This window comes from Polyangium jinanense, from assembly GCF_028435365.1.
Genome location: NZ_JAGTJJ010000019.1, coordinates 79,465 through 102,270, shown reverse-complemented (window position 1 = coordinate 102,270; position 22,806 = coordinate 79,465). Strand labels below are relative to the sequence as shown.

Here is a 22,806-nt window from a genome sequence, read left to right as displayed (position 1 = left end):
GTCTCGGGTTCCGTGTTTCCAGGTGAAGTGGTAGAAGGGGACGAAGGTTCGTCCTGTTGTCGACGGCCTTCGGCCGATCTTGGATTCCCGGCTCGGCCCTCGAACCCCTGCGTGATGACGTGAGCTCTCTCGATGCCCTCCTGACCCGCCTCGAAGCGGGGCGCCCGCTCGTCCTGGGTGGCGATCCGGTCTCGTCCTTCGTGGCGAGGGGCGTGGAGACCTCCGGCGCGGCGCCCCTCGGTCGCGCCGTGCGCGAGAACCCCGGCGCTGTTTCCGAGCACTACCGCCAGGAGATCGCGGCCGGATCGGACGTGATCGTCGCGGTCACGGACGAGACGATGCCGCGGGCGCTCGCGCAGATCGGCATGGCGTTCCGCTCCGCCGCGCTCACGGGCGCCGCGGTCGATCTCGCGATCGAAGCGGTCGGCACCGCGCATCGTCCGGTCGTCGTGGCGGGCCTGCTCGGCGCGCGCTGGATAGCTCCGGCGCTCCCCGAGCGGATCACCGAAGAGTACGCGATGCACGCGACGCGCCTGTCGACGTCGGGCTGCGAGCTCATCATCGCGCGTGGTTTCTCGCCGGAGGCTTTCCCGCACGGCACGCAGCTGGCGCGCATGGCGCGGCTCTCGGCCATCGTGAGCGCGTGCGCGACGCAACTCCCCACGTGGGCGCTGCTCGAAACATCCGACGGCGAGCGTGTCGTCGATGGGGACTCGCTGGAAGAGGGGACACGCGCTGCGGTCGAGGCGGGCGTGCATGCCGTGCTCGTCGACGTCCCGAGCGAGAGCGCGGCCAAGGCTGCGCTGGAGATCGTGACGCGCGCGGGGGCTCCTCGCGTCGGGGTTCTGCTCGCGGCGAGCCCCGAGTGCCAACATGGCGTACCTGACACCACGACATCGGTGGATGCGTGGGCCGCGGCGTGCAAACGTCTGGTGGACGCAGGGGCGAGGTTCGTCGGCGGTGGTGCTGGGACCACGGCAAAACACGTCGCTGTCCTCGCGCGTGTGCTTGGTCCGAAGGGATCCGGCTCGGAGCGCTCCCCGATGTGGCCGCAGGCCGTCTAGGCCTGATCTGCGCCCCCCAACTCCCCGAACAGTTTGAGAACCACGAACGATGGCCGAAGCGAGCCTTTCGAATCAGGCGGAGATCATCCGCGGCATCGATGACCTCCTGATCCCCTTCCACGCGGCGATGAAGCCGCGAGATCGTTACCGTATCGGCGCGGAAGCCGAAAAATTCGGCGTCGACACGACGACCGGGGCGCCCCTCCCTTACGAGGGCCCGCGCAGCGTCCTCACGGTGCTCGAAGCGCTCGTCGAGCGCCATGGCTGGAAGATCGATCGCGAGTCGCCCACGGGCCCGATCATCGCCCTCGAACGCGCGGGCGCCTCCGTCACCCTGGAGCCCGGCGGCCAGCTCGAGCTCTCCGGCGCCGCGTTCGACAACGTCCACCAGATCTGCCTGGAGATGAGCGGTCATCTCGCGGAGCTGCGCGACATCTCGGGCGAGCTCAACCTGAGCTGGCTCGGCGTCGGCTTTCATCCGCTCGCGCGGCAGGACGAGCTGCCGTGGGTGCCGAAGTCTCGATACGGCATCATGCGCCGCTACCTGCCGACACGCGGCACCGGCGGCCTCGACATGATGCGCCGCACGGCCACGGTGCAGGCGAACTTCGACTACTCGAGCGAAGAGGGCGCGATGCGCGCGCTTCGCGTCTCGCTCCGGCTCTCGCCCGTCACCACGGCGATGTTCGCGAACTCCCCGTTCGTCGAGGGCGCACTCTGGGGCGGCAAGAGCCGGCGCGCGCTCACGTGGCTCAGCGTGGATCCCGCGCGGCAAGGGCTGCTCGAGAACGTGCTCGAGCGCGGCAAGCGCTTCGTCGACTACGTCGAGTGGGCGCTCGACGCGCCGATGTTCCTCATCAAGCGCGGCGACACGGTCCTCGAGAACACGGGGCAGTCCTTCCGCAGCTTCTTGAAGCACGGCTTCCGCGGCCACCGCGCGACCTCGACGGACTGGCAGACGCACCTGAACACGCTCTTCCCCGAGGTGCGCCTCAAGCGCACGATCGAGGTCCGCGGCGCGGACTCGCAGTCGGCCGCGCTCACGTGTGCGCTGCCTGCGCTTTGGACGGGCATCCTCTACGACGAGCGCGCCCTCGACGAAGCCGAGGCACTCACCGAGAGTTTCACCTATGCCGAGCTCGAAGCGCTCCGTCCGGCGCTCGCCGAGAAGGGGCTCGGGGCGACGTTCCGCGGCGAGAAGCTCGCAGCGCTCGCGGAGCGCGTGCTCGTCATCGCCGAGGGCGGGCTCGCGCGGCGGGCTCGGATGCGCAACGGCAAGGACGAACGCGTGCACCTCGCGCGCCTCGGCAGCCTCATCGAGAAGGGCCAGTGTCCCGCGGACGCGCTCGTCGAGGGGCTCTCCGCCGACTCGGATCTCCGTAGCGAGATCCTCGTGCGGGCTCGCATCTAGAGCCGCCATCGCAGGGAGAACGAGCCCTCGTTCGGCGCGCTCTCTCGCTTCTGGGGGACGGGGTTCGGACGATGTCGACGATTCTCTATCTGCTCGCGACGGCGCTTCTCATCCTGCTGAACGCGTTCTTCGTCGCCTCCGAGTTCGCCATCGTCAAGATGCGCCCCTCGCGGCTCGAACAGCTCGTGCGCAGCGGTGATGCGCGGGCCAAACGGGCGCTCACGATGTCGCAGCGCCTCGACGCCTACCTCTCGGCGAATCAGCTCGGCATCACGCTCGCGAGCCTCGGCCTCGGCTGGATCGGCGAGCCTGCGGTCGCGCACCTCCTCGAGCCTGCGCTCCTCCGGTTCGGCGTCGGCCCCGAGGCCACGCGCGCGATCGCCCTCGGCGTCGCCTTCACCCTGATCATGTCGCTGCACACGATCATCGGTGAGCTCGCGCCGAAGACGCTCGCCATCCAGCGCACCGAGAAGGTCACGCTCTTCGCCGCGCAGCCGCTCCACGTCTTCTTCGTCCTGATGTGGCCCATCATCTGGGTCTTGAACTCCGCGGCGAACGGCTTCGTCCGGCTCTTCGGCCTCCAGCCCGCGCACGAGGAGGAGATTGCGCACACGTCCGAGGAGCTCCGCATCCTCCTCACGCGCAGCCCCGCCGGCCTTGATCCCGCGCTGCGCAGCATGCTCGTGCGCATCTTCGATCTCCGCCGCCGCACCGCGCGCCACGTCATGTCGCTGCGCAGCGAGGCCGCGACGCTGCGGGCCGCGATGAGCATCGACGAGGCCGTGAAGATCGTCGCGGAGGCCGGCTACTCGCGGTATCCCGTCCTCGACGCCCAGGGCCACACCGTGCTCGGGTACCTGCACCTGCGCGACCTCTTCGACGTCCTCTCGGGACGCCGCAAGGCCGCGCGTGTCGCCGAGCTCCTCCGCAAGCCGATCTTCGCCCGCGAGACCACCTCCGTCGAGCGCCTGCGCCTGGAGATGCAGGCCAAGCAGATCCCCGTGGCGATCGTGACGAGCCCGACCGGCGAGTTCGTCGGACTCGTCACGATCGAGGACGTGCTCGAAGAGATCGTCGGCGAGATCCGGGACGAGAACGACGAGGAGGTGCCGCCGATCCATCGCCGTGGTCCGGGCATCGTGGAGGTCGACGGCCGCGTCCTGCTCGCGGACCTCGAGCGCGACGCGGGCATCGTCCTCCTGCCCGAGGCGAAGACCGTCGAGACCGTGGGCGGCTACATCCTCGAGCGTCTCGAACATCCGGCCGAGCCTGGGGATCGTGTCGAGTGCGAGGGCTACACGCTCGTCGTGACGGACGTCGTCGGCCGGCGCGTGCGCCGCGTCCGCATCGTCACGACCGACAAGTCGGTGCCGCCGCCGCCGCCTTCAGCGGCCGAGGCGGACGGCGGCGTGTTACCCGATTGATGGCCGGAGTGGACTCGCGCTCGGTCTCGGTCTAACCGGGGGCATGCACAAGGCACAGGGTTTGGCGGGCGTGCTCGTGCTCGCGGGGGTGCTCTCCGGTTGTGGCGGGGCCGGCGAGCCGTGGCCGAAGCGGCCGCTCTTGAACGAGATGACGAAGGACCGCGCGGCGGAGGGCGCGCCCAAGGCGGCGGCGCAAGAAGCCGATCCGACGCGCGGCGCGATCCTCGGTCCCGAGAAGAGCGCCATCACGTACGAGCGTTTGGTGAAGATGCCGGAGCCCGGGTGGAACATCCCGCGCGCGGTCCAGCCTTCGCCCGACGGCAAGCTCGTCACGTACCTCGCGAGCGAGTCGGGCGACATGACGATGTCGCTCTACGGGTTCGACCTTTCGACGCGCACGTCGAAGGTGTTGCTCCGCGCCTCGGATCTGCCGGGCAGCTCGAAGCCGCTCTCGCGCGAGGAGGAGCTCCGACGCGAGCGCCAGCGGCAGAAGACGATGGGCATCGTCGCGTACCAGTGGGCCGAGAAGGCGCCCGTGATGATCGTGCCTTCGTCGGGGGACGTCTTCGTGCGGCAAGGGGCGGGCACGATCACGCGGCTCACGGAGACGAAGGAGCCCGAGCTCGACCCGCAGATCTGCGCCACGGGTGAGCGTGTCGCGTTCGTCCGGTCGGATGACCTCTGGGTCGTGGACGTCGCGACGCGCAAGGAGACGCGGCTCACGACGGGCGGACCTGCTGGCACGACGCGCGGCCAGAGTGATTTCCTCGGCCAGGAGGAGTTCGACGAGCCGCACGGGTTTTTCTGGTCCCCGGGCTGCGACAAGATTGCGTATCTCGAGGTCGACGAGCGCGAGGTCCCCGAGCATCCGGTGCTCGGGTATCGCGGCGACAAGCCCGACCTCATGATGCAGAAGTATCCTGCCGTGGGCGACAAGAACCCCAAGGTCCGCGCGGGGATCGTCGATCTCAAGACGAAGAAGACGACCTGGTTGAAATGGCCCGCCGAGGCCGAGCGCTACATGGTCCGCTTCCACTGGGCGCCCGACGGCAATGCGCTTTATTTGCAGACGCTCGACCGGCTCCAGAAGCGCCTCGCGCTCGTGCGTGTGGACGCGAAGAACGGCGAGACGAAGGAGCTCTTCGCCGAGACCTCGGCCACGTGGCTCGATCCGGCCTCGTTCAAGCCGCTCGACGATTCCAAGCGGTTCCTCTGGACGCGCGACATCGGCGGGCACACCCACCTCGAAGTCCGCGACGCCGCCACGGGCGCGCCGATCAAGCAGCTCACCTCGGGCGAATGGGACGTGCATCTCCTCAGCCGCGTCGACGAGGCGAACGGGCGCGTCTTTTACATCGCGGACAGCAAAGAGGCGCCGCTCGATCGGAACCTTTATTCGGTGAAGTTCGACGGCAGAGAGACGAAGCGCTGGACCGAGGAGCCTGGCGTGCATTTCGCGGGCGTCGATCGGAACGGGAAGATCGTCATGGACATCCATTCGGCGAAGGATCGGCCGCCGAAGGTGGTCATTCGTGAGCTCGGGGGCGCCGTGATCGGCGATCTCACGTTCCCGATGGATGCCGATTTCGCTTCGCTCGGCGTGCGTACGCCCGAGATCTTCTCGGTGGACGCCCCCGGCGGCGTGAAGCTTTATGGCACGCTCCTTCCGCCGCGCGTGATCGAGCCCGGGAAGAAGTATCCGGTCATCGTCATGGTGTATGGCGGCCCGGGTGTGCAGACGGTGCTGAACATGTGGTCGCCGTACCTCCTGTGGCAGCACCTCGCGGATCGCGGGTTCGTCGTCTACCAGCTCGACAACCGCGGCACCGCGGGGCGCGGCCCGGCGTTCGAGGCGCCGCTCTACAAGAACGTGGGCCACGTCGAGCTCGAGGACCAGATCGCCGGCCTCGACGCCGTCGCCAAGCACCCGTACGTCGACGCGAGCCGCGTCGGAATCATCGGCCACAGTTATGGCGGGTACATGGCGACGCTCGCGTTGCTCAAGGCGCCCGATCGGTTCCACGTGGGCGTCGCGGGTTCGCTCGTGACGGACTTCCGGCTCTACGACAGCGCATACACCGAGCGGTACCTCGGCGACCCCAAGGCGGACGCGAAGGCGTACGAGGCGGCGGACCTGACGAAGCTCGCGGGGAACCTCCGCGGCAAGCTCTTCCTCCTGCACGCGCTCATGGATGAGAACGTGCATTTCCAGAACACGGCGGAGCTCATCGACGCGCTCGTCGCGGCGAACAAGCGCTTCGACCTGCTCGTGTTCCCCGGCGAGCGCCACGGCTACCGGGCGCCGGCTGCGAAGCTCTACGCGACCCAGCGGTCGATCGAATACTTCGTGGAACCTGCGGTAGAGCGCCGAACAGTTCGGCGCTCTGCGAGATCGCGAAGCGGTTTTCGCCTCGGGGGGTGAATCGGCCGGGCTTTGCCCGGACGAGAGGGGGACGCGAGGCGTCCCCCTCGGGACGAAAGAAGGCTAGAACATCGAGCGGTTGTCAAACCGATCGATGTTCTAGGCGTCCTGCAGGGGAGGGGACTCGGCTCGGACGAGCTCCGCCGAGCCCCTTCGAGGCCCTTGCTCTGGACCCGGACGTCGTCTAGAGTGCCGCCGCGCGGTGCCCGACAGCGGGCGGCGTCCGGGGAGTCGCACAGTCCGGTAGTGCACGAGCTTTGGGTGCTCGTTGTCGTGGGTTCAAATCCCACCTCCCCGACCAGTTTCGCTCAATACGATTTCATCGTGTCGCAATAAAGGTTCGGGCCGGGATCCACGCCGAGTAGCTGCGTGTATCGGTGGTAGAACCCGACGCGGTCCTCGACCTTGGCGTTCGTCGGCTGGTTGCACTCGAGCCCGCCGTTGATGATGTTGATCGTCATCCCGAACCCGGGCACGCGGCCGAGCATTTGATCCTGCGACGACGGCGTCCACTTCCCGGTCATCACGTCGTGGCAGGACGGCTTCGGCGATTGCGGCGTCATCCAGAACCACCCGCCCGTCCGGAAGGCCACCGTGCCATTCGAAATCACCTGATCTGGATCGGTCAGGAGCGGCAGCCCCAGCGCGTCGCCCGCTTGCCCGTAGTTGTAGTTCCACGAGAGCTGGATGGGCCCGCGCCCGTGATACGTCTTTCCGGCCGCGCAAGGCCATTGCTGGTAGGTCGGGTTGCAATAACCGGTGCAGCCCCCGTTCTCGCAGCCGACCTCCTGCGTGAAATAGAGGCCCCACGCATATGGACCGTCCGGGGCCGCGGGCCAGCCGCCCGTGGTCTCGTGCGAGATGTTCGCGAGGAACGCGGCCGCTTCGCGCTTCCGGTCGTCGAGGCTGCCCTCGTTGCAGAACGCCGGGAACGTCTCCGCCGCGGCGACGAGCGATTCGTACGCGTAAAGAGCGTTCCGGTGCAGGAACATCGCGTCGTAGACCTCTTTCGAGACGATCGCCGCGAATCCATTGCCGCCGCCGCCGCCGCTGCCGCCCATTCCACCGGCGCCGCCCATTCCGCCGGCGCCGCCGCTTCCGCCAACGCCGCCGCTGCCGCCCGCGCCGCCGCTTCCGCCCGCGCCGCCGCTGCCGCCCGCGCCACCGCTGCCGCCAACGCCACCGCTGCCGCCAACGCCACCGCTGCCGCCGGCGCCGCCGCTTCCGCCGCTGCCGCCCGCGCCTCCTTCACCGTTGCCGCACGCCACGCCGAGCAGGGCCATGGCCACGATCAAGCTCGTCCACCGGGTCTTCATGGGCCGCCATCGTCACTCGGGCTGCCCTCGAAATCCACACCAGCGTGGCCGGCTGCGCGCGCCTCAATGCGCGCGGCGTTGCTCCGCGAGCCACGCCCGCGCCGCGCGTTCATCCTTCACGCAGACGGGCATCGGCTTGCCGAGCGCTCGCCCCCGCAGAAACCAGCCTGCCGTCGTCGCGAGCTTCGCCACGAGCTGCTGCTGGAACGTCCCCCCGAAGACCACGAGCCCTGCGTACGCGGGTGGCAATTGCCGCATCGCCGCGACGCGCCTCGCTTCGGGGGTCACGCGCCCCACGTCCGCCACGTCGATCAGCAGATACGCGCGCCCCGACGCCGTCGCGAACGCCGAGAACGCATCCAGAATGCGTTCGACATCCGCGTCGGTCACATCTCCCACGAATCGCACGAGCGCGGTATCGGGCGGCTCGAACGCGAGCTGATGCGCCCCGACCCTCACGGTCTCGTGGTCCGCGCTCACCGGCGCCTGAGACCCCTCGCCCCCACCACGTCGACTCTCTCCGCGCTCGTACGTCGACCCTCCCCGAGGGTCAAGCTCGTCTGCGACGGATACGTTTGACCATCGCGTGCGGGGCCTGCCCGCACGTCCTGGTCATCTTGGGCCCCGGCCTTCCGGAGCCCGTCCCCGCTTCAACCCTGGCCGTCCTGGGACGTGATCTCCACGCCCGGGCCGAGGAAGACCACGGCAAGGGCCAGTCCCACGAACTTCAGAACTTGGTGAACGCGCTCGCGCATCATGGCCGCCTCCATGTCAAGTCGAAGGACTGATTGTTACAGGACGGTGACACACGTGCAAGTTTCTTTTAGCGCGCCTTGACTTTTTATTCTCCCGGGTCACGCGCCGCGTTAGGGGTGTTTTCCGCGGAGCGGGCAGCGTGAAAGCCCGTCTTTCGTCATCGGGCGCGCTTCACGCTGGCAGCGATGCCGTCGAGGACGCAGTCGAGGCCTTGCTCGAACACGACGTCTGCCGGCGGATGCTTCGCATCGTGGACGACACGCGCGAGCGTCGGGAAGCGGCCCGTTGCGATCAGACGCTCGATGTACGGACCCGTCGCCTCCTGCCACTCCTTCTCGGTCATGCCCGTCGCACGCTGGGCGAGGAGCTCGCTCGCCTCGCTGCGGATCGCGCCGACGACGTACGCGTTCACGGTGCCCAGCGCAGTGACCACGTGGTCGATGTCATCGAAGCCTTTCGCCCCGCTCAGCGCGGCGAGACCGGCTTCGAGATGCGCGAGCGCGTTCGGGCCGAGCTGCGGACGACCGCCGAGCAGCTCGACGAACCACGGATGCTTCTTGCTCGCGTCGCGCGTGCGATGTGACAGCGTGCGCAGCGCCGTCTTCCAGTCGCCCTTCGGCGCGCCCGCCGCGTTCATCTCTCCGTAGACCGCGTCGACCATGAGCTCGAGCAGCTCGTCCTTCGACTCCATGTAGCCGTAGAGGCGCATCGGTCCCGCGCCGAGCGCCGCCGCGACGTTGCGCAAAGACACCGCCTCGAGGCCGTCGCGATCGGCGAGCGCGATCGCAGCCGTCACGATCCGCTCGCGGCTCAGCGGCTCCGGCGCGGGTCGCTTCGGCGGCTCGGGGCGTTCCCAGAGAAGCGCAGCTCCTTCTGCTTTCGTGCGTGCAGCCATCGCGCTCGTCTTGCCCGTCTTGCGCGTGGTTGACAATGTCTCTAGACGATACACTGTATCTTGTAGATACAGTGTATCGATGGAAGGAGCAACGATGAACCTGGAGAAGACCGACGTGCTCGTCGTCGGCGGGAGCCTGGTGGGGCTCTCTGCCGCCGTGTTTCTGGCCGCGCGCGGCGTGCGCCCGATCGTCGTGGAGCGGCATGCCGGTAGCTCGCCGCATCCGCGAGCGATCGGCTACACGCGGCGGACGATGGAGCTGTTCCGTGGCGTCGGCCTCGGCGACGCCATCCCGCAAGCGCCTCGGGATCACCGCGTGCGTCGCGTGCGCGTGCGGAGCCTCGCGGGCGCGTGGTTCGAGGAGTCGTCGTGGTCGTCAGCCGCTCCCGCGCCCTCCGAAGAGCGCCCGCCGTGCTCGCCGGTGAACGCGGCAGGCATCGCGCAGGATCGCCTCGAGCCGATGCTCCGCGCGCGCGCCATCGAGCTCGGGGCCGACGTGCGGACGCGGACCGAGCTCGTGTCGTTCGAGCAGGACGCCGCGGGCGTCACCGCGGTCCTCCGCGGGCACGACGGCACGGAGACGACCGTGCGCGCGGCTCATCTCGTGGCCGCCGACGGCGCGCGCAGCACGATCCGCGACGCGCTCGGGATCGGCCGAAGCGGCCGCGGATACCTGCGCACGGCGCGGAGCGTCCTCTTCCGTGCTCCGCTCGACGCGTACCTCCGCGAGGGCATCGTGCAGTTCTCGATCGACCAGCCCGGTTTCCAAGCCTTCCTGGCGAGCTACGGCGACGGTCGCTGGGTGCTCATCTTCTCTGACGACGTCGACCGCGACGAGGCCGACCTCCGCACGATGATCATGCGGGCGATCGGCCGCGACGATATGCCCATCGAGATCGTCGCCACCGGGCGCTGGGAGATCTGCGCGCTCATCGCCGACCGCTTTTCCGCAGGCCGCGTCTTCCTCGCGGGCGACGCGGCGCATGCGCTGCCGCCGAACCGCGGAGGCTTCGGCGCCAACACCGGCATCGAGGACGCGCACAACCTCGCGTGGAAGCTCGCGTCCGTGATCGACGGCGTCTCTTCCCCCGCGCTGCTCGACACGTACGACGCCGAGCGCCGACCCATCGCGTGGCTTCGCCATCAGCAGATCTTCGCGCGCGACGACTTCAAGGCATTCGCCGACGAATCCGCCCGCGCGGCGCCCATTTACGACGACGATGCGATGGAGCTCGGCCAGCTCTATCGATCCGCGGCCGTCCTCGGCGCCGGTCCCGATCTCCCGCCGGCGCGCCATCCCGACGCGTGGCGTGGCCAGCCCGGCACGCGCGCGCCGCATGCGTGGCTCGAGCGAGACGGCGCACGCCTCTCGACGCTCGACCTCTTCGGCCGAGGCTGGGTGCTCGTCACGGGCGAGGGCGAAGGGGAGCGCTGGTCCGCCGCCGCCGCGGCCGCGCGAGATGCCCTCGGCATCGACGTCACCGTCGAGGTCCTCCTGCCCGACGTGTGCGCGTCCTTTGGCCTCGAAGAAGGAGGCGCGTCGCTCGTGCGGCCGGACGGCTACGTCGCGTGGCGCGCGCCGCCGCCGCCGATCGATGCGAAAACGGCGCTGCGTGATGCGCTCGCGCAGGTGGCGCTCGCGACGCGCGGGTAACGACAGGGAGCGATCGATTGTCACGTGGCCGCGACAGGTGATATGGCCACGTGACAGTCGACTGACATGGCCGCGTGACACCGCTCTCCGCGGTACCGCGCACGCAGGTGGATCACGATTGGCAAGCACATTGCTTTGCATGCCTGGCGGAGGCCAACATGCACTGGCATTTCTTGCATTCTTTACGTGGGCGATCTCGTTCGAATCCGACGTTCTGCAGCGCCCTCGCGCTCGGCGTCTTGACGCTCGGCGCCGCCGCATGCGAGCAGGGCGACCCGGAAGAGGCGCGGCTCGAAGCTGCCGCGGCGGAGGCGCAGGCGCCGATGATCGCGAAGGCCGCGGTGGAGGCTCCGCAGCAAGAGAGGATGGAGCTCGTCTTCCAATCGCGCGTCGAGGAGACGGCCGAAAAGAAGGTCGTGAGGACCGACGTGGTCGGCGAGCTCGACGAGGACCAGCGGGATCGCGTCGCGCGGCCCTATCGGTTCGTCGACGAGCCTTACCTGTATGCCGAAGAGGCGTGGTCCAAGGGCGGTAAGGACGGCGTGACCGAGCGCGGCTATCGGGTTTGGCGGCACGAAAATACGACGCCCTTGAGAGCCGAGCGAAAATCCGGCCCGCCGAAGATCAACGACAATGTGGCGCAGTTCGTCGAAAGGCCGGAGGCGAAGGCCGAGGGGAAGCTAGAGCTCGATCTCAAGCTCCAAAACTTTCCGGAGTGGAACATCCCCTTGGCGCCGCGCGCCGAGGACATGGCTCCTGCCGACGTCGAGGCGCAGACGAACCGGCGCTCCCGCGCGATGGCGGAGCGCGAGGCGCTGTTCGACAGGATGGCCGCGGGCATCGTCGCGGAGGTGACGGAGCGCGGCGGGCGCGTCGTCGCGCGTCACAAAAAGACCGGGTGGTTGAGCGTCGAGGTGCCCTTCGCGATGTTCGATTCTCTGGCGAGGAACACCGCCCTCGCGCGCATCGACGGGCCGTACGGCAAGACCGGCGGGCCGACGTGGAGCCTCGGCGGGGGCAGGGACCCGAATTATCTCGACGTCGACAGGTTCCATGCGGCCGGATATCTCGGCGAGCAACCGAACGCGGCGAGGCACGCATTCGGGGACATCGTCATCGGCGTGAACGAGCCCGGGGGCTTCGAGAGCGGCGCGTGCGCATTCAAGGAGGGCGCAGGCTGCACGGGCGCGAGCCGCATCATCGAGACCTACCGATGCGACCACACGGGGACCGTCTGCCAGCCGGACCCGGTGGAGACGAACTTCTGCGATTCCGACGGCTGCACGGATAGCCACGGCACCATGACGGCTTCGATCGCCCTCGGCGATTACACGGACGGGCAGGGCAATGGAAAGGCCCTCGGCGACACCTGGGCATCGAATACCTGCACGTCGAGCGCGGATTGCGTCGGCCAGCCGTGCGAGGCCGGCCTCTGCGCCCACAGCGCCGCCTGGGAGGATGCGCGTACGGGAATGGCCCCCGAGGCCAGGGCCGTGCTGTTCGGGATCACCCTGCCCGGGACGGCAAAAGAAAGCAGCTTCACGTCCATGTTCGAGGAGTCCACCACGCTCCGCCTCGATATCTCGAGCAACTCGTGGAGCTGGGGCTCCCCGAACTGCGACATCGCGGCGATCTCGTCCACGGAGGATGCGATCGAAAACGCCTACGACGACGGGATGCTCGTCGTGTTCTCAGCGGGCAACCAGAACGGCGACGACGCGACCTCCTGCACGATGAGCGATCCCGGGGACACCCCGAAGGCGCTCGCCGTCAATGCATTCGATGGGAACACCACCGATTGCCTGAACACGCCGTCCACGCGTTGCCTCCTGGACAGGGACCACTGCAAGGACTCCTCGGGCAACATCATTGGCTGCTCCGCGCGGGGCGGCGGGAACGTCGTCGTGGCAGGGCGCGGCCTGCAAACCGACGCCGTGTCCATCGTGGACCTCGTCGGGCCCAACAACGTCACCAATTATACGACGCAAGTCACCACGAGCAGCGACGGAATCGCGGCGAACACCGGACGGTTCGTCGGCACGAGCGCGGCGGCGCCGCACGTGGCGGGTATGGCGGCGGTCGTGAAGGATTGGTACCTGCACAATGGTCAGAGCTGGGTGAACTCGCCGGGTCGCCTGCAGACGATCATGCTCGCGATGGGCGATCGGCATTTCAGCGCCGATCCCTCGAGCGGCACGACGTGGACCGACCAGATCGCGGCCACGCCCGACAAGTGGTACGGGGTCGGCCGCGCGCGCCTGCGCCTGCTCGAAGGCACGGACCTCGGCCCGTGGGCCAACCATTTCGCCACGTACACGTTCACGTCGCAGCAGACCGTGACGTATTACCCCTTCGGCACGTCCCCGATGCCGGACGGAATCGAGCTCGTGAAGTGCGTCGCGATGCAGGCGGAGGACATGTCGGACAAGAGCGACATCAGCGAGATCAAGCTGTCCGTGCGCGTCCGGCCGACCGCGGGGTCGACCTGCACGGGCACCGCGACGGCGACGAGGATCAGCGACAACTTCGACACGAAGAAAGTCGCCGCGCTCGAGGGCTTCACCTTCACGAATCGCTGCGTCGAGGTGCAGATCGAGGCCGAAAACGTGACCACCCAGGGCGTGACCGTGCAGGCGATGTGTTACTACGCGGGGGTGAACGACGATGCGTCGCCTTGATTCGACGTGGGTCTCCGGAGCGCGCGTGGTTTTCGCAGGGCTCCTCGCGCTCGCCTCCGGTTGCGCAGAGGCGCGCAGCGCGCCCCATGACGAGCCGGATTGCACCGTGGCCCGCGTGGGTGACGACGTGGTGACTGTCCGGGATGCCGAGGTCCTGCGCGCCGTCCTTCAGCCGCCTCCGACGCGCGGCGAGGCCAAGCGCCTGGCGGTCTCCGCGACGGCCGCATATCGCCAGGAGCACCCGTCGGGAGCCCTGGCGGCGATGGACGAGCGATTGATCGCGTATCGGCAGGCCATCCGTGGGAAATCGGACCTCGCCGCGCTGCCCGTCCAGCCCGGTGCGTGCTGGGATAGCCACTCCGCCCGCTAGAGCGAACGCCGGGCGCCGAGGCCTACCCGGCTGCGGCGCCCTTTCGACTCATTCCTTGCCAGCCGAGGCGCCTTCCTCGGCCCGCGCCTACTTCGGCAACAAGCCGGCCATCTGCTTGTAGATGAACCGCGCCGCGCGTTGCGGATCCAGCCTGTAGAGGGCATCCATGAGCATGGCATCGGGGCCCACGAGGACGCGGTAACGGTCATTCTCGATGCCCTCGATGATGATCCGCGCGGCCTTGTCGGCTGGAAGCATCCTGGCCGACCCCTCTCCGCCCTTCGTCTCCACGCTGACTCCCGAGTTCTGCACGATCTTCGTGTGAACCGCTCCCGGGAAGACGACCGTGACCTTCACGTTCGTCCCCTGGAGCTCCGAGTTCAAGCCCTCCGTCAAGAGCTTCACGGACGCCTTGGCCGCTCCGTAAATCGTTTGTCCCGGAACGGGCAAAAATCCTCCCATGCTCGAGACGTTCGTGATGTGCGCCTCGGGCCGCGCGAGCAGGTGCGGCAGGAACGCCTTGATCATGTAGAGCGTCCCGAACAGGTTGACGTTCATCACCCGGTCGATCGCCGCATAGTCGAGGTCCTTCAATCGGACGAACGGTTGAATGACCCCCGCATTGTTGATGATGCCGTCGACGGCGCCGAAGCGGGAGATGACCTCGGCCGGGAGCGCGTCCACCGCGGCCCGATCCGTGATGTTCACGACGTAGGTGCCGAGCCTGTCCCGGTTCTTCCCCGAACGCGCGAGCGTCTCTTCCAGGGCAGACGCGTCGACGTCGACGGCTGCGACGCTCGCGCCCTTCGACAGGAGGCCGAGGCAGAGCTCTCTGCCGATGCCATTTCCGCCGCCGGTCACGACGACGACCTTGTTCCGGACCTTCATGGCCGTATACTCCTTCGAAATCGGTTTTCAGGGCGCTGGCACGAATCGATAAAGTGCGCTCTCGATGTCCGACGACACGTAGATGGTGCCCGAGCGGCCCACGGCAACCCCCGTGGGAATGTAGCCCGGCGGCAGGCCCTCGCTCTCGGGCAAACCGATGGGCAGGTCGCTCGCGAGCACGGTCGACTGCCCCGTGGCCGGATCGATGCGCACGAGCTGCTTTCGGCCCACCTCGGCGACGATCAATCCGCCGTCGGGATGCCGGGCAATCCCCTCGGGCGCCCGAAGATCGCTGGCCACCGTTTGCCGCGATCCATCCGACAAACGCACCCGGGTCACCTTCCCCGAGCCCACTTCGGTGACGTACACCGCCGGCTCCTTCGCCTCCGTGTCTGCCACGAGCCCCACCGGCCCCGAAAGGCCCTCGGTGAGCACCGTGGTCTTTGCGGGCTCGGCGTTATCGATACGCACGAGCTTGCCCGTGCTCGCCTCGGCGATGAGCAGCGTGCCATCGGGCAGCTCGAGCGCGCCCTGGGCGCCATTCGGGGTGGGAATCGTCCGCAGGAGCTCTCCCGAGGCCCGATCCAGCACCTGCACGCTGCTGTGCCCGCCGAGGTAGGCCGTGCTCAGCACCACGTGCTTCGCGCTCAGGCTCACGTTCATGGGGAAATTCAACCGGGTGGAGAGGACGCGGGTCGTCTGGTTGATTTTCCCATCACGCCCTCCCACCCGGCGAAAGGCATACACATCCGCCACGTAAAGCTGCTCGTCCGGATCCTCCGGCGCGACGGCGAGCCCGGAGGGCACGCTCAATCGAGCCTCGACGAGGGGCCGGACGGAGCCGTCGGCGGGATTGACGACACGAATGTCGTTATCCACCATGTTCGACACGTACACCTGGTCGTCGGGGCCGACCGCCAGGTTATCGAGCCCGGTGGGCAGCTTCGCGACGACCTCCTTGCTTCCCTTGGGCAACCGGACGCGGACGAGCTCGCCGCGCGCCGCGTCGACCACGTAGAGGTGCTCCTTGCGCGCGTCGAAATTGACGGCGGTCGGCATGGCGAAGCCCTCCGCCACGGGCTCCATTTTCCCCGTGTCCACGTCCATCCGGACAATCTGCCCTTTGAGCAGGATCGGGCCGTAGAGCCGATCGTCCTTGCCAAACTCGAATCCGTTGAGGAAGCCGACCGGGGAGAGGATCTTGCGCGGAGGCTTTTTCCCTTCTGGATCCGCCTCCCACAGCGTATCGCCCCGGCCGAGCTGGGTGATGTAGAGCCGGCCGTCGCGGCGGAAGGCCAGCGAGTTGAGGCCCGGCAGATCCTTGGCAATGATGTGCGTCTTGCCATCCGGCGTGCGCCGCATCAACTGACCGGAGAAATAGCCGGTCCAGTAGACGGAGCCATCGGGCCCCAGGGTCACGTCATCCGCGCCGCCGAGAGGAGGCCCCACCAACGTGGACACCGCGCCGCTCTTCAAGTCGACGGAATGGACCGTCTGGCCGAGCAGATTGCTGGCCAAAAGGTGTCCCTTGCCATCGACGGCCATCCCATGGACGCCCTGGAAGGGAGAACCGGCCACGACCACCTCCTTGCGATACACCTTGGGAGGGGCCTGTGGAGACGCCTGCGGAGACGCCTGTGCAGAAGCCTGCGGAGGCGTCTCGGGCGGGGTCTGGGGAGGCGCGGCCGAGGGCTGGCATCCCAAAAGCAGCAAGGCGAACAGGGACTTGGAGAGGAATCGGTTCACGGGTGGGGACCTCCGGGTGGGGCTCAGGCGCTCATGCTCGACCGATCAGCCACGCGTCACTTCGAGCCCCGCGAGATCGTCGGCCTTGCGCCAGTTCTGCAGGATCTCGAAGAACTCGAGCGTGCCGCCCGCATACGCGGCGAAGCGCGCCAAGCTCGGGCTGAGGTGGCCCTCGTTGTTGTAATAGCCGGGCGTGCATTCCGGGCCGCCGAAGTGAATGGTGCTCTTCATGAGGCTACCGAGGATCACCTCCCACCACTTCTGCTGCGCCTCTTCCGTCGGCTCGATGGTCTCGATGCCCCGCGTGAGGCAACGCTCGATGATGTAGGCGGCGTGCTTCGACTGCTCGTCGATGACGTGGACGAAGTTGATCGCCCAACCGCTCTGGGTGGGGCTGAACATCAGGAGGTTCGGATAGCCGCGGGTCTGCATGCCGTGGAGCGTCGCCGGGCCGTCGGCCCAGCTCTCGCGCAGGGACTTGCCGCCGCGCCCGCGAATGTCGAAGCCGAGCCGTCGGGTGTATTCGCTCGAGATCTCGAAGCCCGTGGAGTAAATGAGGCAGTCGACCGCGTACTCCTTGCCATTCACGACCACGCCGGTGGGCGTGATACGCTCCACGCCCTTGCCGTCGGTGTCGACGAGCTGCACGTTCGGGCGGTTGAACGTCTGCAGGTATTCGTCGTGGAAGCACGGCCGCTTGCAGAGCTGGTTGTAATAGGGCTTGAGCGCCTCGGCCGCGGCCGGATCCTCGACGATGGTGGTCACCCGCGTGCGGATCTCCTCCATCTTGCGGAAATCGGCCATCTGGCGAAGCTTTGCCGCCTCCTCGGGGGTCGTGGCGCCGCGGGTCGCGGGATCATCGAAGATGTAGGTCCAGCCGTCCCGCACGAGATCGACGTTCTGCGGGTTGCCCGAGACGATCGCGGTGAAGTTCTCCATGCGCTCTTTTTGCCAGCCGGGCTTCAGCGTCTTCGCCCAGGCCTCGTCCGTCGGCTGGTTGTTCCGTTCGCCGACGCCCGAGGGCGTGCGCTGAAAGACGTACAATTGCTTGGCCGAAGCGCCGAGGTGGGGGATCGCCTGCACCGCGGTCGCGCCCGTCCCGATGATGCCCACGCGTTTGTCCGCGAGCCGGGTCATGTTGCCGCTCGGGCTGCCGCCGGTATAGGAATAGTCCCACCGGCTCGTGTGGAAGCTATGGCCCTTGAAGGTCTCGATCCCCGGGATGCCGGGCAGCTTCGCCTTGTGGAGGATGCCACCGGCGATGACCACGAACCGCGCCGCGAGCCTGTCACCGCGGCTTGTCGTGACAATCCAGCGCCGCTCGTTCTCGTCCCAGTCCATCTGCTCGACTTCGGTCTGGAACAGCGCCGCTTTGTAGAGATCGAACTGCCGACCGATCCGCTGACAGTGGGCGAAGATCTCGGTCGCCTTGGCGTACTTCTCCGTCGGGATGTAGCCGGTCTCTTCGAGCAGCGGCATGTAAATGTAGGATTCGACGTCGCAGGCGGCGCCCGGATAGCGATTCCAGTACCAAGTGCCGCCGAAGTCGCCGCCCTTCTCGACGACGCGGAAGGAATGCACCCCCGCCTGGCGCAGCCGCACCGCCGCCAGCATGCCGCCGAAGCCACCGCCGACGATGAGCACGTCGATCGTCTCGGTCACCGCCGGACGGGTGAAGCCGGGCTCGACGTAGGGATCCTTGTCGAAGTCCGCGTAGACCCGGCTGAGCTCGATGTACTGGGTGCTGCCGTCAGCGCGCAGCCGCTTCTCGCGCTCGAGCCGGTACTTCTCTTTCAGCGCTTCCGGGGAAAAGGTGACCTCGCCCTTCGTCGTCGCATCCATCGGTACGCATCCTTTCGACTCTGTCGCCGTAGTACACGGCTGTGTACATGGCTGGACGTACCTCATCCTCCGTCGTAAGTAAACAGTTGTGTACAAACCCCCGACCGAGCCTGAGACGTTGGCGCGCCAGCGCGATGCCGACCGCACGCGCGCCGCGCTCCTCGTCGCCGCGAGGACGCTGTTTTCCACGCGAGGCTTCGCCAACACCGGCGTGCGCGACGTGGCGGACCTCGCCGGGGTGAACTCCTCGCTCGTCGGCCGCTACTTCGGCTCGAAGCAGGGGCTGTTCCGAGCGGCGCTCGACTCCGTGCTCGACATCACGCCGGTGCTCCAAGGAGATCGGCGCCGCTTCTGCGCGGACATGGTGTCGGCCCTCTGCGACACGCCGGATGCCCGGGGCCCGCTCGCGATGATGATCCTCTCCGCGGCCGATCCCGAGGCCCACGCGACGAGCGTCGAGCTGCTTCAGACGAAGGTGCTCACGCCTTTGGCCGAGTGGCTCGGACCCCCCGACGGCGAGTGGCGCGCGGCGCGGCTCCACATTCTCTGGAGCGGCTTTCTCACGAGCTGGAGACTCTTGCCCATCCAGGCGCTCGACGACACGCGCATCGCTTCCGCCCGCCGGTGGCTGGAGGACGCGACCCAAGCGATCGTCGACGAAGGCGCGCCCTGAGTCTTTCGCCGGGCGAAACGCTCAGCGCCGAACGACCTCGCCGAACACGGCTTCGAGCTCCTCGGCGTGGTGGCTCCACGTGTACCGCGATCGCACGAGCGAGGCGCCGGCCGCGCCGACACGCGCGCGAAGATCCCCGTCCGTGAGCACTTTTTCGAGCGTTTGCCGCAAGGCATCCGGGTCCTCGGCCCGGTAAAGGAGCACCTCGTCATCGGCGCGGAAAAGCTCCCGCATGCGCGGCGTATCGATCGTCACGGCCACCTTCCCGAGCGCCATGTACTCGAGCACCTTGATGGGGTCCCGGTTCATGCCGTACACGCGGAAAATCGGGTGCTTCGAGGGCGCATACGGCGCGACGCACACGTCCGCCGCGTCGATGTACGCGCCGATCTCCCCGTGCGGCACCCGCCCCGCGAACACGACCCGCCCTCGGGCCCCGCGCGCCGCGGCCAGCCGCTCCACGCGCCGTTTGTCTTGTCCATCCCCGACGAGCAAAAACACCACGTCCGGCCCCGCCCACGACCGTGCGACCTCGACCAGCACCTCGACCCCGTGCCAGTCCGGGAAGCTGCCCGTGTACAGCACGATTCGCTCCCCGCGCGGCGCATATCGCGCCCGCACGGCCTCGCCGCTCTTGCCGACGAGCCCGTCCACGTCGACGCCCCAGTGCACGATCCGCAGTTTGTCCCGGTATTCCTGGGGAATGAACTCCGCGCTCGTGGCCACGATACGATCCGAGTACCGGAACGAGAGCGCGCTCGCGTCCCGGTCGAGCGTCATGAGCACGCACGGCGCGCCCGTGGCCCGCGCGAGCAAGGGCCCGAGCCCGAACGCCGAGTATCGCTCGTAGATCACGTCGGGCCGGAAGCGCCGCACCGCCCCGACCACACGCGCGAACGCCACGGGCAAGAAGCCTTTTTGCAGCACCGGGTGGAGGTTGAATCCACGCGCGAGCGCGCCCTCCTCGGTCGAGCCCGAGCGGCAATAGAGCAGCACGTCGTGGCGCTTCGAGAGCTCGCGATACACGTGGGTCACGTGCGTCGAGCCGCCATGCGTGCCCGGGACCGGGATGTTCGGGGCGAGATAAACGATACGCATTTCAGGCCGCCTGACCGCCGCTGCCCTCGGCCGAAGGCGTCGCGTTTTGCGCCGCCTTGCGCCGGCGGTCCAGCCACACGAGGAACGCCGGCAGGATCAGCACCGCGGAGAGCAAGCAGGCGATCTCCCCGACCGCCGCCGCCAGCCCGAAGCTCGCGATCCCTTTGTTGATGGAGAACATCAGCGCGAAGTACCCGATGCACGTGGTCATCGAGCAGAGCACGAGCGCGCCGCCCGTCTCCGTGAAGACCCGATCGAGCCGCTCACCGCCCTCCGAGAGATATCGCTGCATCAGGTTGTGCGAATACTCGGCCCCGATCCCGAACGTGATCGGCAGGACGATGAAGTTCAAGAAATTGAGCTTGATGCCCCGCAGATGGAGGAACCCGAGCAGCATCGACACGCCGAAGAGCCACGGGACGAACACCCCGAGCGACTGCGCGCTGCCCCGGAACGCAATCAGGATGATCACCACGACCCCGATCGCCGCGAGCCCCACCGCCTTCGGCGCGTCCTCCACCACGGCCTGGATCATGTCCGCATAGATGACCGCGCGGCCCGACCCCTTGATCACGTCGCCGTTCGGCAGCGTCGTCGACCGGAAACTATCGGCCCAGCGGATGAGGTAATGCGCGTCCCACACGCTCTGGCCTTGCTTCGGCACGATGTACACGATCCGCCCGCGCGTCCCGTCCTTCTCCGTGAACGGCCGCGCCACGGTCTCCGGCAGATTCGCGATCGCGATCGGCTTCAGGTTCTCCGCGGGCATGTACGGCCCGATCTCGGCCCAGTCCGCGTCCGAGATCAGGTTCCGCTTCCGCGCCTTTTGCACGATGCGCCGGATGTCCTCGACGAGCGGGATCTTTCGCTCCTGCTCCTTCGGGATCAGCGAATGGATCGTCACCACCTTCTCGAACGGTTTCGCGTCGGCGGGCGCCGCATCGAGCCGTTTTTGCAGCTCCGTTTCGAGCAGCGGGACCTGATCCAGGCGGTCCGTCATGACCGCCATTCCGTCCTGCGACATCCGCCCGACGATGTACCCCACGCGCACCGACAGCGACAGCGCCGCGCTCTTGTCGCGCCGCTCGCTGCGGATGTTGCGCATGTCGTACTCGATCGGATCCTTCGTCAAATACCGATAGGTGAGCCCCACCGAGATGAGCCCCACCACGACGCCGATCGCCCCGAGCGTGCGTGGCGCCGCCTGCGCGAGCTTCGCGAACAGCACGCCGTAATACCCGCGCGCCTTCGTCTTCTCCTTGCTCGGGAAATACACCGGGCGCACCCGCTCCGTCGCCGCGAGCAGGGCCGGCGTGAAGAGGTACGTCGCGAGCCAGCAGAGCAGCATCCCGTAGGCGCCGATGACCCCGAAGTGCTTGAAGCCCCGGAAATCCGTCAGCATCAGCGAGCCGTACGCCAGCATCGTCGTCGCCGAGCCCGAGAGCGTCGGCAGCCACGTGTCCTTGTGCGCCGCCTCGATCGCCCCCTCGACGTCGGCCCCATCGTCACGGCGCGCCTCGAGATACCGCGCCATGTACATGATGCCGTAGTTGATGCCATTGCCGGCGATGATCGTGACCAGAAAGCCCGTCGAGCTGTTCAGGTATCCGATCGTGAAGTACGTCAGGCCAAACGTCCACACGAGCCCCACGAGCAGGCTACCCGCCATCACGAGCACCGTGCGCACCCGCAGGAAGAACAAGAGCACCGGCACGAGCACGCCGAGCACGCCGCCCACGCCGACCTCGCCGAGGTCACGCACGATCGCGTCGTACTCCTCGCCGCTGATGACGAGATCTCCCGTGTATCCGACCTCCATCGTCGCATCGAGCTTCTTCGGGTCGATCTCCGCGACGATCCCTTCGACCTTGCGCCGGAGCTCCTCGCGATCCGCCTTCTTCGACAGGCTCGTCCGCGCGATGACGGCGGCGAACTTGCCGTCGGCGCTCATGTAATACCCGTTCGGGTGCGGGCCTCGATCGATCTCCGCTTGGCTCTTCGGTTTTGCCGGCGCTTCGCCCGCCTTTTTCCCCGTCAGCCGCTCCTTCAGCGATGCGGCGGTGATCGGCGGCGGTGGATCCGCGTCGTCGAGCAGGAGGCCCGTTTCCTTCTGGACCTCGTACTCGTACCTCGCGACGACCTCGTCACGCGCCTTCTCGAGGTCCGCGACATCCGCGAAGAGCAGCTTGTTCTCTTCGACGAACTTCTTCGTCTCCCCCGCGCTCCAGTCGACCTGCTCGACCCACGGTTGCCCGAGCGCCTGGAGCTTCGGCGCGAGCGCGTCCACGAATGCCCTGAGGGCCGCCTCGTTTTTCCCGTCCGCGATCTCGGCGGTGATCGTCAGCGTGGTGATGCCCGAGAGGCGCGCCGACACCCGGCGCATCTCGATCACGCTGTCCTTGTTGTCGGGCAATAACTCCGAGAAGTCGGGCCGAAAGCCGATCTTCGTGGCGAAGAAGCCCGTCGGCACGAGCGAAAGCAGGGCGAAGAGAAGGACCAGAAAAGGCCGACGCGCCTGGAATCGACCGAGGGCGCGAAGAGGCCGGGGGGAGGTACGTTCGTGCATTGG

Annotated in this window: 16 protein-coding genes and 1 tRNA gene; 9 read left to right on the top strand and 8 right to left on the bottom strand. The window is 67.8% G+C overall.

The genetic code is table 11. The annotated features are described in order from the left end of the window. Positions 1 to 119: 119 nt before the first annotated feature. The 5 genes from KEG57_RS27450 (at position 120) to KEG57_RS27430 (ending at position 6,622) form a co-directional block, all read left to right on the top strand. Positions 120 to 1,064: a homocysteine S-methyltransferase family protein gene (locus tag KEG57_RS27450; protein WP_272419120.1), complete on the top strand. Its 945-nt coding sequence runs from the start codon at positions 120 to 122 to the stop codon at positions 1,062 to 1,064. Between the two features lie 49 nt (positions 1,065 to 1,113). Further along, positions 1,114 to 2,475: a glutamate--cysteine ligase gene (locus KEG57_RS27445; RefSeq protein WP_272419122.1), complete on the top strand. Its 1,362-nt coding sequence runs from the start codon at positions 1,114 to 1,116 to the stop codon at positions 2,473 to 2,475. 71 nt (positions 2,476 to 2,546) lie between these two features. Next, the gene (locus tag KEG57_RS27440) at positions 2,547 to 3,899 is read left to right on the top strand and encodes a hemolysin family protein (RefSeq protein ID WP_272419123.1); all 1,353 of its coding nucleotides are present in this window, start codon (positions 2,547 to 2,549) and stop codon (positions 3,897 to 3,899) included. 43 nt (positions 3,900 to 3,942) lie between these two features. Beyond that, positions 3,943 to 6,321 carry a S9 family peptidase gene (locus tag KEG57_RS27435; protein ID WP_272458903.1) on the top strand — a complete coding sequence of 793 codons (2,379 nt, stop codon included), beginning with the start codon at positions 3,943 to 3,945 and terminating at the stop codon, positions 6,319 to 6,321. Positions 6,322 to 6,545: 224 nt separating this feature from the next. Continuing rightward, positions 6,546 to 6,622, top strand: a tRNA-Pro gene (locus KEG57_RS27430). A 7-nt stretch (positions 6,623 to 6,629) separates the two neighbouring features. On the opposite strand, the gene KEG57_RS27425 is transcribed toward KEG57_RS27430, so the two are convergent. From KEG57_RS27425 to KEG57_RS27415, 3 genes are all read right to left on the bottom strand, one after another. Further along, positions 6,630 to 7,637, bottom strand: coding sequence for a glycoside hydrolase family 19 protein (locus KEG57_RS27425; protein WP_272419127.1), 1,008 nt, complete (start codon positions 7,635 to 7,637; stop codon positions 6,630 to 6,632). Between the two features lie 63 nt (positions 7,638 to 7,700). Then, positions 7,701 to 8,117: a SpoIIAA family protein gene (locus KEG57_RS27420; RefSeq protein ID WP_272419128.1), complete on the bottom strand. Its 417-nt coding sequence runs from the start codon at positions 8,115 to 8,117 to the stop codon at positions 7,701 to 7,703. A 433-nt stretch (positions 8,118 to 8,550) separates the two neighbouring features. Beyond that, on the bottom strand, positions 8,551 to 9,324 hold the full coding sequence (locus tag KEG57_RS27415) for a TetR/AcrR family transcriptional regulator (protein ID WP_272419130.1): 774 nt from the start codon (positions 9,322 to 9,324) through the stop codon (positions 8,551 to 8,553). 58 nt (positions 9,325 to 9,382) lie between these two features. Here KEG57_RS27415 and KEG57_RS27410 point away from each other — a divergent pair, with 58 nt between their 5' ends. From KEG57_RS27410 to KEG57_RS27400, 3 genes are all read left to right on the top strand, one after another. Then, positions 9,383 to 10,942 (top strand): FAD-dependent oxidoreductase, encoded by a 1,560-nt coding sequence (locus tag KEG57_RS27410; RefSeq protein WP_272458902.1) that lies wholly within the window; start codon positions 9,383 to 9,385, stop codon positions 10,940 to 10,942. Positions 10,943 to 11,100: 158 nt separating this feature from the next. Continuing rightward, complete coding sequence (locus tag KEG57_RS27405; protein ID WP_272419135.1) at positions 11,101 to 13,620, top strand: S8 family serine peptidase; 2,520 nt, start codon at positions 11,101 to 11,103, stop codon at positions 13,618 to 13,620. Beyond that, a complete protein-coding gene (locus KEG57_RS27400; protein ID WP_272419137.1) occupies positions 13,607 to 13,990 on the top strand; it encodes a hypothetical protein in 384 nt (127 codons plus the stop codon). The genes KEG57_RS27405 and KEG57_RS27400 overlap by 14 nt, the downstream gene beginning before the upstream one ends. Before the next feature lie 87 nt (positions 13,991 to 14,077). Here the strand turns inward: KEG57_RS27400 and KEG57_RS27395 are convergent, their stop codons facing one another. The 3 genes from KEG57_RS27395 to KEG57_RS27385 are packed head-to-tail and all read right to left on the bottom strand — an operon-like array spanning position 14,078 to position 18,466. Beyond that, complete coding sequence (locus KEG57_RS27395) at positions 14,078 to 14,878, bottom strand: SDR family NAD(P)-dependent oxidoreductase (protein ID WP_272419139.1); 801 nt, start codon at positions 14,876 to 14,878, stop codon at positions 14,078 to 14,080. A 27-nt stretch (positions 14,879 to 14,905) separates the two neighbouring features. After that, positions 14,906 to 16,624 (bottom strand): SMP-30/gluconolactonase/LRE family protein, encoded by a 1,719-nt coding sequence (locus KEG57_RS27390; RefSeq protein ID WP_272419140.1) that lies wholly within the window; start codon positions 16,622 to 16,624, stop codon positions 14,906 to 14,908. Between the two features lie 45 nt (positions 16,625 to 16,669). Next, positions 16,670 to 18,466 (bottom strand): flavin-containing monooxygenase, encoded by a 1,797-nt coding sequence (locus KEG57_RS27385; protein ID WP_272419142.1) that lies wholly within the window; start codon positions 18,464 to 18,466, stop codon positions 16,670 to 16,672. Between the two features lie 118 nt (positions 18,467 to 18,584). On the opposite strand from KEG57_RS27385, the gene KEG57_RS27380 reads away from it, so the two are divergent. Next, positions 18,585 to 19,139 (top strand): TetR/AcrR family transcriptional regulator, encoded by a 555-nt coding sequence (locus tag KEG57_RS27380; RefSeq protein ID WP_272419143.1) that lies wholly within the window; start codon positions 18,585 to 18,587, stop codon positions 19,137 to 19,139. 21 nt (positions 19,140 to 19,160) lie between these two features. Here KEG57_RS27380 and KEG57_RS27375 read toward each other — a convergent pair whose 3' ends face one another. Both KEG57_RS27375 and KEG57_RS27370 read right to left on the bottom strand, forming a co-directional pair. Beyond that, positions 19,161 to 20,237: a glycosyltransferase gene (locus KEG57_RS27375; protein WP_272419145.1), complete on the bottom strand. Its 1,077-nt coding sequence runs from the start codon at positions 20,235 to 20,237 to the stop codon at positions 19,161 to 19,163. Between the two features lies 1 nt (position 20,238). Further along, positions 20,239 to 22,803 (bottom strand): efflux RND transporter permease subunit, encoded by a 2,565-nt coding sequence (locus KEG57_RS27370; RefSeq protein WP_272419148.1) that lies wholly within the window; start codon positions 22,801 to 22,803, stop codon positions 20,239 to 20,241. Positions 22,804 to 22,806: the final 3 nt, after the last annotated feature.

Bases quoted from the DNA above. Each gene is read 5' to 3' on its own strand.
- KEG57_RS27445 (WP_272419122.1), top strand. From the start codon at position 1,114: ATGGCCGAAGCGAGCCTTTCGAATCAGGCGGAGATCATCCGCGGCATC.
- KEG57_RS27375 (WP_272419145.1), bottom strand. From the start codon at position 20,237: ATGCGTATCGTTTATCTCGCCCCGAACATCCCGGTCCCGGGCACGCAT.
- KEG57_RS27385 (WP_272419142.1), bottom strand. From the start codon at position 18,466: ATGGATGCGACGACGAAGGGCGAGGTCACCTTTTCCCCGGAAGCGCTG.
- KEG57_RS27395 (WP_272419139.1), bottom strand. From the start codon at position 14,878: ATGAAGGTCCGGAACAAGGTCGTCGTCGTGACCGGCGGCGGAAATGGC.
- KEG57_RS27440 (WP_272419123.1), top strand. From the start codon at position 2,547: ATGTCGACGATTCTCTATCTGCTCGCGACGGCGCTTCTCATCCTGCTG.
- KEG57_RS27410 (WP_272458902.1), top strand. From the start codon at position 9,383: ATGAACCTGGAGAAGACCGACGTGCTCGTCGTCGGCGGGAGCCTGGTG.
- KEG57_RS27405 (WP_272419135.1), top strand. From the start codon at position 11,101: ATGCACTGGCATTTCTTGCATTCTTTACGTGGGCGATCTCGTTCGAAT.
- KEG57_RS27425 (WP_272419127.1), bottom strand. From the start codon at position 7,637: ATGAAGACCCGGTGGACGAGCTTGATCGTGGCCATGGCCCTGCTCGGC.
- KEG57_RS27370 (WP_272419148.1), bottom strand. From the start codon at position 22,803: ATGCACGAACGTACCTCCCCCCGGCCTCTTCGCGCCCTCGGTCGATTC.
- KEG57_RS27435 (WP_272458903.1), top strand. From the start codon at position 3,943: ATGCACAAGGCACAGGGTTTGGCGGGCGTGCTCGTGCTCGCGGGGGTG.
- KEG57_RS27400 (WP_272419137.1), top strand. From the start codon at position 13,607: ATGCGTCGCCTTGATTCGACGTGGGTCTCCGGAGCGCGCGTGGTTTTC.